The organism is Acinetobacter sp. CY79, from assembly GCF_059515845.1.
Genome location: NZ_JCAKMY010000033.1, coordinates 22704 through 33987, shown reverse-complemented (window position 1 = coordinate 33987; position 11284 = coordinate 22704). Strand labels below are relative to the sequence as shown.

The 11284-nt window shown below is 40.1% G+C and carries 11 protein-coding genes and 1 tRNA gene; 1 reads left to right on the top strand and 11 read right to left on the bottom strand.

Translation table 11 applies throughout. The annotated features are described in order from the left end of the window. The coding region (locus tag AC5YCE_RS13065; RefSeq protein ID WP_496171720.1) for a transposase at window positions 1-214 on the top strand (214 nt) is incomplete at its 5' end. Window positions 215-291: 77 nt separating this feature from the next. On the opposite strand, the gene AC5YCE_RS13060 is transcribed toward AC5YCE_RS13065, so the two are convergent. The 11 genes from AC5YCE_RS13060 to AC5YCE_RS13010 form a co-directional block, all read right to left on the bottom strand. Continuing rightward, on the bottom strand, window positions 292-879 hold the full coding sequence (locus tag AC5YCE_RS13060; protein WP_496172327.1) for a histidine phosphatase family protein: 588 nt from the start codon (window positions 877-879) through the stop codon (window positions 292-294). Window position 880: 1 nt separating this feature from the next. Then, window positions 881-1933: a nicotinate-nucleotide--dimethylbenzimidazole phosphoribosyltransferase gene (gene cobT / locus AC5YCE_RS13055; protein ID WP_496172326.1), complete on the bottom strand. Its 1053-nt coding sequence runs from the start codon at window positions 1931-1933 to the stop codon at window positions 881-883. A gap of 92 nt (window positions 1934-2025) precedes the next feature. Further along, window positions 2026-2532 carry a bifunctional adenosylcobinamide kinase/adenosylcobinamide-phosphate guanylyltransferase gene (gene cobU / locus AC5YCE_RS13050; RefSeq protein WP_496172325.1) on the bottom strand — a complete coding sequence of 169 codons (507 nt, stop codon included), beginning with the start codon at window positions 2530-2532 and terminating at the stop codon, window positions 2026-2028. Next, a complete protein-coding gene (locus AC5YCE_RS13045; RefSeq protein ID WP_496172324.1) occupies window positions 2529-3155 on the bottom strand; it encodes a 2'-5' RNA ligase family protein in 627 nt (208 codons plus the stop codon). The genes cobU and AC5YCE_RS13045 overlap by 4 nt, the downstream gene beginning before the upstream one ends. Before the next feature lie 175 nt (window positions 3156-3330). Then, window positions 3331-3407: transfer RNA gene (locus AC5YCE_RS13040), tRNA-Val, on the bottom strand. 19 nt (window positions 3408-3426) lie between these two features. After that, on the bottom strand, window positions 3427-5490 hold the full coding sequence (locus AC5YCE_RS13035) for a transglutaminase TgpA family protein (protein ID WP_496172323.1): 2064 nt from the start codon (window positions 5488-5490) through the stop codon (window positions 3427-3429). A gap of 1 nt (window position 5491) precedes the next feature. Next, window positions 5492-6403 (bottom strand): DUF58 domain-containing protein, encoded by a 912-nt coding sequence (locus AC5YCE_RS13030; protein WP_496172322.1) that lies wholly within the window; start codon window positions 6401-6403, stop codon window positions 5492-5494. 1 nt (window position 6404) lies between these two features. Continuing rightward, window positions 6405-7370, bottom strand: a complete 966-nt coding sequence (locus tag AC5YCE_RS13025) for an AAA family ATPase (RefSeq protein ID WP_496172321.1) — start codon at window positions 7368-7370, stop codon at window positions 6405-6407. A 167-nt stretch (window positions 7371-7537) separates the two neighbouring features. After that, window positions 7538-8554 carry a 2-dehydropantoate 2-reductase gene (locus tag AC5YCE_RS13020; protein ID WP_496172320.1) on the bottom strand — a complete coding sequence of 339 codons (1017 nt, stop codon included), beginning with the start codon at window positions 8552-8554 and terminating at the stop codon, window positions 7538-7540. Window positions 8555-8816: 262 nt separating this feature from the next. Continuing rightward, window positions 8817-9119: a YbdD/YjiX family protein gene (locus AC5YCE_RS13015; RefSeq protein ID WP_496172319.1), complete on the bottom strand. Its 303-nt coding sequence runs from the start codon at window positions 9117-9119 to the stop codon at window positions 8817-8819. After that, complete coding sequence (locus AC5YCE_RS13010; RefSeq protein ID WP_496172318.1) at window positions 9116-11209, bottom strand: carbon starvation CstA family protein; 2094 nt, start codon at window positions 11207-11209, stop codon at window positions 9116-9118. Before AC5YCE_RS13010 ends, AC5YCE_RS13015 begins: the two co-directional genes overlap by 4 nt. Between the last annotated feature and the right edge of the window lie 75 nt (window positions 11210-11284).

The window sequence follows — 11284 nt, the reverse complement described above, 5'->3', positions numbered from 1 at the left end:
GATTCTCGATAATGCCTCAATTCATAAAGGTCAAGCGATTGATGATTTAGCAGCAAAATATAAAACAAGAATCGTTTATCTACCTGCGTATAGTCCCGACCTCAATCCTATTGAAAAAGCATGGTCTGTCTTAAAAAGTAAAGTCAGGCACATCATTGCTCAGAACAATAAAACCATTCAGGAAGCTCTGGATATCGTATTTAAGATGATGTAGCTTATGTTTCATATTTGGCTATAACTGTATTGGAAATACGGTTAGAAACTGAAGGGCGATCCACAGCGGCATCATGACTAATTCTCCAGAATGAGTTGATTCTGCTGATTCATTTGAAAAGAAACCAATTGCCCCAGCTCGGCACTCATTTTCAAAATATCATCTAAGGGCCGTGTCAAGGCCATGAGCTTAAACATCTTAATCACACCACCATGCGTGATCACCAAAGCCTTTTGAACTTGATGTTGTTGCATGCGTTGTTGTATGTCCAAGAGACTATTTTCAATTCGCTTTTGAAAATGCAGGATTGATTCGGCTTGAGGTGGTGTAAAGCGTGTAGGTGTTTCCCAAAATGTGGCGAGTTCTTCGGGAAAATGATCATAAATCCATTGCGTGGCTTTACCTTCCCAATCACCAAAACTCATTTCTTTTAAGCCGTCATTTACCCATAACGGACATTCGAGCTGATTTTGCACATGTGTTGCAAAATGCAGACAACGCTGTAAAGGTGAACTGATGATGACATCCCAGTCAGCATGCTCTTGAAGATCTAATGCATCTTGCATCTGTTGCCAGCCTTTTGCCGTTAATGCATCATCAATCGCACCACGCAAGGTATGACTCAGCTCTGTTTCACCGTGACGCAATAGATCCAGTTGCATCATCTTAAATCTTCTCACCGATCACCGCGGCATCCGCGAAGGTTGCCATTTGATTATGTAAAACACAGGCAAGACGTACAACTCCAAGTGCTGCTCCCGCACCACTTCCCTCACCCAATCTTAAATTCAACTGTAATAGTGGTTTTGCATTTAACTCTTGCAGGAGTCGAGCATGACCATATTCAGCAGATTGATGCCCAAACAGCATCCATTGACGCACATCAGCATTTAAACCTACGGCGATTAAAACCGCCGCTGTACTGACAAATCCATCCACTAAAATAGCTAATCCACGCTGTGCACAACGCACATAAGCACCGACCATCGCCGCAATTTCTAAACCACCGACCGCACATAAAATTTTAAAGGCATCATCGCCTGCCCAATCTTGATGTAATGCGATTGCCTGTTGGATGACTTGTTTTTTACGCGCAAGTTGTTCTTGTTTAATGCCCGTTCCCATGCCCGTCAGTGCTTCTTCAGATTCTTTCAAAAGTAAACACGCCAGAGCCGAAGCTGAACAGGTATTTCCTATGCCCATCTCACCTGCGACATAAATTGAGGCATTTTGAGTCATGGCTTTCTCTACACTTTGATAGCCTAACTGCATCGCAGCCATACATTGCTCAGTGCTCATTGCCACTGTTTTTGCAAAATTCTGTGTGCCTTGCATGATGCTATGACGCTCAACCCCTGCATAGGAATAGGCATCCCCCACACTTCCACAGTCAATCACTTGTAAATGCGCGCCATAGTGCTTCGCCATCACACTGATGCATGCGCCACCTGACGTGAAATTTTGCAACATTTGGCGAGTAACCGCTTGCGGATAAGCAGAGATCTGCTCTTCCATCACACCATGATCGCCAGCAAAGATAGTAATCCATGGGAAATTAATCTGTGGTGTAGGTGTCGCCTGTAAGGATGCCAACTGAGTCGCGATCTGTTCCAAATCACCGAGAGAACCTGTCGGCTTGGTCAGTTGTAATTGACGATCCAATGCTGCTTGATATGCTATTTGATCGGGCATTTGACACTGTTCTAACCACCACGCCATTTTTCTCTCCATCATTCATTCACACTTTAGAAATACGCTCTAAACTTTTCAATTTTTAACTCAATTCATTTATAGCTTAGCAATGCCAAATATTATTTGAGTGTCATTGGAAAGCCTGCAACACAGAATGTCACGTGATCCGCAAGTTGTCCTAATCGTTGATGCATCCGTCCAGATTCATCCACAAACTGTCGCGTCAGTTGTCCCATTGGCACAACCCCCAACCCAGTTTCATTACTGACCAATATGACATTGGATTGAAGTGTTGGAAGTACCGTATAAAGCTCATTTAACTTTCGATGCCACAGATCATTATTTTGCATGAGTAAATTATTCAGCCACAACGTCAAACAATCCACCAAGATCGTTTGCTCTGCTTGATCTATGCGCTGTAGCTGTTGTGCCAACTCAATCGGTTCTTCAATCAACCCCCAGTCTTGAGGGCGTTGCTGCTGATGATGCTGAATACGACCCGTCATTTCATCATCCCAAGCTTGCGCGGTTGCGATATAAATGACTGGATATTGAAGCTGAGTTGCTCGCTCTTCCGCCATCCGACTCTTGCCCGATCGAGCACCACCTAAAAAAAGATGAATCATGACTGTTCCAAATGAAAGTGTTCTAGCGGAAATAACTGACCCTGTAACTCATGGGCTTGAAAATACCCAAAAGTTAACCGATCAACATTGAATTCAAAGGATCTTTGAGTGAGAGATTGAATTTTACTGAGAATTAAATCACTGCAAATGACCTTGTTATACAGCCCCAGAGTGATATGCGGGCAATACTCTAATGCGGCTATTTCAATATTATAGCGTTTAAAAACATCACGAATTTGTTTGAGGTCATTAGAACAGTCTTCAATTTCTACGAATAACGCGCTTTCAAAACTATTCACTGCACCCGTTTTTAAACTAAATTGCTTTAAATTTTCTTTGAATAATGCTGTCAAATGACCTTGCAAGTCAGATTGGAGAAAATCATCGTTCAATTGTTTCTGCTCAGTTAAAAAGCCACAGATAAACAAGGTGATGTGATATTGGCGCAAATTGGGTGTATACAACGCATCTTGAAAATGATGTTTGATTTGATCCAGATATTCAATCAATTCAGGCTGATCAATTTCCAAATACCACAATGCATAGTGCTGACGATGCTGATGCCATTCGCAGTAATCTCGATTTTCAGTAGGGAGTGTTTGTTGACCTGAAACTAAGTACACACTAAACAACGATTTTAAAAAAATAAATTAGATCATATTTTTAGGAAAAGAGAACTAAAATTTACTCATGATGAGCTGAATAATTTTTATTAAAAAAAGATAATAAAAAACCTCCCAAGCTGTTCACAAGGGAGGTTTTTGTTCTAAAGACTGTTTATTCTGAAGAACTGAATCTTGGTAGGTTTAACCAGATTCGAACTGGTGACCTCTACGATGTCAACGTAGCGCTCTAACCAACTGAGCTATAAACCTAGAATGACAGCGATCATATTCAGTTTTGATTTTTTTGACAAGTTTTTTTGTGCTTTTTCAGTATATTTGTATAACTATTCAGCAATATCTCAAATTGATCTAAGTTTTCTTTACTGTCTTGATTCAAATAGACAATGTCATGATGCAGATTGATCAGCATATGCAACTCAGTATTTAAATCAAAATTTAGCTCTGAAGTACTAAATTGATTCAGTTCAATCTCTTTCGCTAATCGAAGCATCCAAGCTTTAAAACTCTCTGCTTTTTGAAGGTGTTGATCAGCCGATAATTTTTGACTGAATCGATTTAAAATCTGATTCATACGTGTTTGCTGATGATAAGTTTTAAAACGCCAAGTCAAATAGTAAATGATCCCGATTGTGAATAATCCAGCAATAATCAAAATACCATAAGCATAGCTTGAGTTTAGCCCCAATAAACCCATCCATTTCTTTTGACGTTCTGAGTCAAAACCGACGACTTTATCCTGCCATTGGAAGCTTGCATAATCACTCCAAATACGAAGTTGTTTGAGTGCTGAAAACTGCTGATATTTGAAATGAGAAAACTGTTCATCTCCAAATGCACGTTGATCATTCGACAGATAATTTTGCATGCCTAAATCTAAACGCTGTGGTGCAATAATCGAGGTTGGATCTACCCGTATCCATTGCTGATTCAAAAACACCTCTGTCCAAGCATGAGCATCCAATTGGCGAACTTCCCAACTCTTTGCATCGGGTGCTGCTTGTCCCCCTTGATAACCCACGACTACGCGCGCAGGAATGCCGACATAACGCATTAGCAACACAAAGCTTGAGGCATAGTGCTCACAAAAGCCTTCTTTGGTTTTAAATAGAAATTCATCAACGCGATGATGACCTAAACGACCCGGTTGTAAGCTATATTTGAATTGCTGTTGTTGATACCACTGAATGACATTTTCAACATAGCGACTCGGATCTGACTGACTTTGAATAAATAATCGTTTTGCTAATGCTTGCGCTTGAAGATCTAAATTTTTGGGATAGGCGGTATACAGTTGTTTTTGAGCATCATTTAATTCAAGGTTTACATTATTAAAATCTTGTCCAACCCACAGTAATGAAATCGGTTGATTACGTTGCACCAAACGATTCGGCGTAATTGAATAATCTTGATGCAAATTAAAACGGCGTTCTAAGGGAATAGTTTTTTCTAAACCTGTGACCCATTTTTGACGTTGATCTGCCGCCAAATACTGATATTGAATTCCTTGTGAAGCTAAGTTTTGATGATGAATTTGGTAGCGATATTGATTGGTGATATGACTCGTCCATGTTGTCCCATCATATTCATCCAGTACCATCGCACGCCAATACAATTCATGTTGTGCAGGTAATTGCTTGAGATCGACAATAATTCGAAATGCCAAAGCAGACGATTGCGAAAGCTCCGCAATATCCCCAGGAGACATGCGATCACTGATTCCTGTAACGCCTTTGTCAGAAGCAATCGGTACGTGCCACAGTGGTGGAAATCGAGGAAAGAATAAAAAAAGAATGATAAAAAATGGAACGGCTAAGCCAACAAATTTAAAAATATGCCCAATATCATGTCGAGCTGCTTTAAATAGCTGTTGGGGTACTTGTTTAAACTCGGTTGTTTGAATGCGATATAGACCAAATAAACAACTGACTAAACAACAAATCACCATTAACGCCATCCAAATCGACTGGCTATAAAGGAATAAGCTGGCACTGACAAATAATGCGAAGTTAAAGAAAATAATCAGATCACGTTTGTTTTTCAATTCAAGAGATTTACCAAACAGAAAAACCGCCAAAGCCGCTGTACCCGCTTCAACACCAATAAAACTTCGATAGGAGAGGTAAATGGCAATTAAAGCAAGGACAACCAATCCCATTTTCAGGCATTTTGACAATTGAGCATCCGCATCTTGTTTCTGCTTTTTAAAATGCAGAAAGAGAGCCAACATCATCAACACAAAGACACAACTTAGATAAAGTGGCGAAAATGCAACTTGAGCAATCAGAATGAGACCGAGACTCAAGAAAATCGGCACCATCAGGGCTACTTTCATTTTAATTCACCTGCGCCAAAATGCGTTGAGCCTCTAAATACTGCTGACTGCCTAGCCCTTGAGTCAATTCAATCCCTTGGATGTGAAGTGAATATTGCGCTTGTATGCGCTCACACTCATCTACCAGTCCCATCATCAAACTTAATTTTTCTTCATGATTGGAGCTTGGCATTTTTTCATAATCAATTTGGATCACATTTAAGTCATGATGATCCTCAAACTGTTTGACATAAAGCCCTTGCCCCCTAGCCGCTTGTTTCCATGAAATGGATTGTAAAGAATCACCCAATTGATAATTGCGAAGCTCTCGAAATTCATCGTGATCAGGCTGACCTGTAGTTTGAGCATATTGCGATTCAGATTGAGAATACTTCGCTGAAGGTGCAATCCATATAATTTTCTTGCTAAAAAAATAGCTCCACGCACGAACCAACCCCAAGGGATAGGTCGAGAATAGCTGAATTTCAGGTAGGCTGAATTGACCACGCACAAGCGGAATAAAACTCAAATGAAGTGTATGCGTTAAATCATTCAACAAGATTGGATGCAGTTGATCATTTACTTTGAGATAGAGATATCTAGTGACAGCTGTTCGTTGTTTTAACTGAATTTGTAGGGTTAAGGCATCCTCAACTCGACCAATTTCAGGGTAGACCAGTTCAATCTCTAAACCATGTAATTGTTTAAAAGTCAGATAAAAACTGACACACAGGATCGCACTAATTAAAAAACAAAAGCCCAAGATCAAGTTATTGGCGTAGTTCACGCCTGCAATAAAGGTGATCAAGATCAATACCAAATATAGATAGCCCTGTTGATAGATAAAAATCAGGACATCTTTTTGCTTAATCTGCTTGGTATCTTCAAACTGAAAGCGCGTGCTTATCCACTGACGAAAATTTTTCTTCAGCATATTAACCTTGCACATCGACACGTTGCATTAAGTGCAAAGTCTCTGCCTCACCCAAGCCAATTCTATGGGCGCTGACAGCAACAAATACCGCTTGCACATCATCTACCGTGACAAAGCTTCTTTTCTCCATGAGGGCATGTGCTTGAGCCGCTTTCTTTAATGCAAGCACACCGCGCGTGGATAAACCATGACGACCTTTTCGGGTTTCATTGGCTAAATCTAAAATATAATCAAGCACTAGATCACCAACAGCTACGGATTGACACAACTGCTGAATCTCTAGAATATCTTGCTCAGTAAAAATAGGACTGAGTGTTGAAATTAGACTTTGTCGGGTATTTTGTTGTAATAATAATTTTTCAGCATATCTTGAAGGATATCCCAACGATAATCGCATCAGAAAACGATCAAGCTGTGATTCTGGTAGCGCATAGGTTCCACTTTGAAACAGCGGATTTTGTGTTGCAATCACCCAAAATGGTTGTGGTAAGGAATAACGAACCCCATCCACAGTGACAATCCCCTCTTCCATGGCTTCGAGCAGCGCACTTTGCGTCTTCGGGCTACAACGGTTGATCTCATCTGCCAATAAAATTTGAGTGAAAATAGGTCCTTGTTTAAACTCAAATTGATGTTCTTTTTGATTGAACATATTGATCCCAATCACGTCACTGGCAAGCATGTCATTGGTAAATTGAATCCGCTGAAACTTCAAACCCGCCAAATGCGACAATGCACTCGAAAGCGTGGTTTTACCCAGACCGGGTAAGTCTTCAAATAAAACATGCCCACCTGAGAATAAAGAACATAATGCTAATTTGGTCTGATGATCTTTATCTAAAATGATTTGATTAATCTGATCCAAAAACTGATCAATTTTATCCGCATAAAATGTGATTTTTTCTTTAAGCTGATCATCTGTTTCAGATAAAGGCTGTTTCTGAGCCTTATTCATACCCCAAATCACGTTTTATTCCCCAATAAAAAACAGTGCATGATTAAACATACACGTTTTTTGAGAATACTCAAAGATTTGATAGCAGCATTGCTGATAGATTGAAAAATATAAGAAATTTAATCAAATTTTGAATTATGAGATACCGCGCTTCTAGATTTATAAAAATTGAATTCAGCTCATGCTTCAATCTCTAATAAATGCCGTTTTAACTCTTGGCTGTCAATCGCTGTGTAATGCTGTTGTTGCTCAGCTTTTTTGATCAAAGCAACCAGTTTTGAATTGATCGGTGCTGTTTGACCCAACTGATCTGCAAGTCGTATCACTTCACCATTTATCCAATCAATTTCAGTGGGTTTTCCTGCATTTAAATCATCTTGCATCGAGGAGCGTGCTAGTGGATCTATAGCCAGCATTTCCCGACTAATGATGTTAAAAAGGAAATTAGGAAGATTTAAAATTGCAGGAATGATTCGGGCAGGAACAGCCGTCAACTGTGCAGGTTTAATTTTAGCAAGCTCAAGTAATTTCAAGGTTTCTTTTTGAGCCATCGCTAAGCATTGTCGATATGCTCGATTTGACAATTGCATTTTTAAAGGTTGTCCTGAGAGTGCATTCACAGCATTATTTAAATTGAGTAAAACTTTCGCCCATTGCACTGCGAGCATATCGCTAGAAAACTCAATAGGAAGCTGTGCATGTTCAAATTGAGTTTTTAACCCATCTTGCTGTGCAAAGGATTTTACATATAAAACACCTTCGCTACCTTGATGAAAATGCCCTTCGCCTTGAATCGATACATTAAAAGGCACCATCCCTTCCAAAACTTGATGGTTTGGCAAGATGCTTTTTAGAATCCCAACATTACTTACACCATTTTGAAAACTGATCAGGATACATCTTTCCGAAAGAGCCAAAACTCTGAGCTCTTCAGCAACTTGCTCGGTCTCCGCGGATTTGACACAAACGAAAATAATGTCTACGCCTAATAAATCCTGTGCGCTTAGCGTTAAATTTAAATCTTCAGCAGTAATACAATCTTCTCTGCCCTGATAATCGGTGAGCTTTAATCCTTTTTTTTGCAGTGATGTATACATATTTTCTCGGCATAGAAAAAGTACATTCACACCTTGACTGGCTAAACAGCCACCGAGATAACACCCGATTGAGCCTGCACCATAAATCCCAATTTTCATGTTTAATCCATTTTAGCCATTCTTATTATGAAATTGAGTATAGATGAAAATGATCAAAGAACTTGTCGCATAAATGACGAATGAGTTTTTTCCCCATGACATAAATTATTTCAAAATTCTATTTTCACTCTCTAAATACCCCATTTTATGCTCTTAAACCAGAACTTAAAAATTGCTCAATTTAGTTCAGTCACAGATTCTTAAATAATCACGAAAAATAAAAAACGGTACCGAAGCACCGTTTTATTTAAGCCCATTTAGATCAACAAGGACACTTTTTCATGCCATTCGCTGCACTTGGATAACGTGCATCGACACAGTAACGATAGAAGGTTTTAGAATCCATTGCCTCTAAATCAGGATGATGCTTTGCCATATGTTCAAGGTAAGTCTGATAATCAGGAACACCGACCATTAAACGAAAGCTTTGCTGTAACCGTTGCCAAATCAGTTGAATGGTTTTAATACCATTCAACATCAAAAACTTCTTCGGTTGAGCCAACACTGTGAACTTGATGATCTTACCTAGCGCAAGCTTTTGACGAATTTGATCTTTTAAACTCATTTGCTTTCTCCCACGGGCACTTCATCAGTATAAATCGCTTCAGATTCGTTGACAGATGGATTTGGATTTGCCAAGGCTTTACGAATCACTTTAATCGCAGCAAATAACATGACAAATGCAACGATCATAAAGAATGCACACAATGCAGCATTAATTTGATTCGATAATGCGACAGTCTGCATTTCAGCAATGGTTTTCGCAGGTTTTAAAATCTCATTATTGGCAATTGCTGTATTAAAGCGATCCGCTTGTGCCAAGAAACCAATTTTTGGATTTTCGTGGAAAATCTTCTGCCAACCCGCCGTCATTGCAGTAATGAATAAGAAAACAGTTGGGATAATGGTGACCCAAACATATTTTTGCTTTTTCATTTTGAATAGAATCACGGTACCCAGCATCAGTGCCATAGCAGCAAGAATCTGGTTACCAATACCGAAGAGTGGCCATAAGCTGTTGATACCACCCAATGGATCAACCACACCTTGATAAACAAAGAAGCCCCAACCCGCTACAGCAACTGCGGTACCAATCAAGTTACCGACAAATGATTTTGAGTTTTTCACCGCTGGAACAACGATACCTACAGTATCTTGAACCATGAAACGACATGCACGTGTTCCCGCATCAACTGCGGTTAAAATAAATAATGCTTCAAATAGAATCGCAAAGTGATACCAAAATGACATCATTTGACGACTGTTGAACACTTCAGTAATGATATGCGCCATACCAATGGCAAAGGTCGGTGCACCACCAGTACGTGAAAGAATCGTACTTTCGCCAACTTCTTGAGCAAGTAAAGTTAAGGCTTCAGGGGTAACCACAAAGCCTAAATTACGTACCGCTTCAGAAGCACTTTCAACTGTTGTACCAATCACCGCAGCTGGAGAGTTAATCGCAAAATAAACCCCTGGATCAAGAATCGTTGCACAGATCATGGCCATGATTGCTACAAAAGACTCCATCAACATACCACCGTAGCCAATCACACGAATGTCTTTCTCGTTGTTGACCAACTTAGGCGTTGTTCCAGATGAAACCAAAGCATGGAAACCTGAAATCGCACCACAGGCAATGGTAATAAATAAGAATGGGAACATTGAACCTGAGAATACAGGACCTGTACCATCAATAAATTGAGTCATCGCCGGCATTTTAAGTTCAGGCATGGCAAAAATAATACCAATGGCTAGACCGGCAATCACACCAATTTTTAAGAATGTAGAAAGATAATCACGTGGTGCTAAAAGCAACCAAACCGGTAAAACTGACGCAATGAAACCATAAATGATCAAGGCCCACGTCAGCTGAGTCCCTGAAAGTGTGAATAATTGGCCCCAATATGGATGTTGGGCAATATTTTCACCGTAGATAATGCCAAGCATCATCAGTACGAAACCAATAATCGAAACTTCTGCAATTTTACCTGGGCGGAGGTAACGCATATATACGCCCATGAACAAGGCAATCGGAATCGTTGCAGCAATACTGAACACCCCCCATGGGCTATTCGTTAGTGCTTTCACGACCACCAATGCCAGTACAGCAAGGATAATAATCATTACCCCCAATGCACCGAGCATAACAATAATCCCTGCAAAAGAACCCAGTTCTTGTTTTGCCATTTCACCCAGCGATCGACCATCGCGACGCGTTGAAATAAACAACACCAAGAAATCTTGCACAGCACCTGCGAGCACTACACCAACGAGCAACCATATTGTTCCTGGTAAATAACCCATTTGCGCTGCAAGAATAGGACCGACCAATGGGCCTGCACCTGCAATTGCGGCAAAATGATGCCCAAACAAAACGCTTTTGTTGGTCGGAACATAATCCAAACCATCTGCTAAGCGATGTGCTGGCGTCAGTCTTCTGGCATTGAGTTCAAAAACTTTATTTGCGATAAACAAACTATAAAATCGGTATGCAATGCTATATACACAGATGGCAGCAAGTACCAACCAAACTGCGTTGACGTGTTCACCACGACTTACAGCCAAAATACCAAATGAAACGGCGCCGAGGATGGCGACCATTAACCATATTATTTTCGAAGTCATGGTTAACTTCGGTTCTATATGTTCCATATAAATACACCCTCATATTTAATGCATTCAGAAGCTTCAATTTTTATACTTTAGCGTGACTTCTGTATTCCCTTG

What these genes read in the sequence shown, in the direction of transcription:
- AC5YCE_RS13020 (WP_496172320.1), bottom strand. Translation starts at nt 8,554, where the DNA reads ATGAAAATTGGGATTTATGGTGCAGGCTCAATCGGGTGTTATCTCGGT.
- AC5YCE_RS13010 (WP_496172318.1), bottom strand. Translation starts at nt 11,209, where the DNA reads ATGGAACATATAGAACCGAAGTTAACCATGACTTCGAAAATAATATGG.
- cobT (WP_496172326.1), bottom strand. Translation starts at nt 1,933, where the DNA reads ATGGCGTGGTGGTTAGAACAGTGTCAAATGCCCGATCAAATAGCATAT.
- AC5YCE_RS13060 (WP_496172327.1), bottom strand. Translation starts at nt 879, where the DNA reads ATGATGCAACTGGATCTATTGCGTCACGGTGAAACAGAGCTGAGTCAT.
- AC5YCE_RS13035 (WP_496172323.1), bottom strand. Translation starts at nt 5,490, where the DNA reads ATGAAAGTAGCCCTGATGGTGCCGATTTTCTTGAGTCTCGGTCTCATT.
- AC5YCE_RS13030 (WP_496172322.1), bottom strand. Translation starts at nt 6,403, where the DNA reads ATGCTGAAGAAAAATTTTCGTCAGTGGATAAGCACGCGCTTTCAGTTT.
- AC5YCE_RS13015 (WP_496172319.1), bottom strand. Translation starts at nt 9,119, where the DNA reads ATGAGTTTAAAAGATCAAATTCGTCAAAAGCTTGCGCTAGGTAAGATC.
- cobU (WP_496172325.1), bottom strand. Translation starts at nt 2,532, where the DNA reads ATGATTCATCTTTTTTTAGGTGGTGCTCGATCGGGCAAGAGTCGGATG.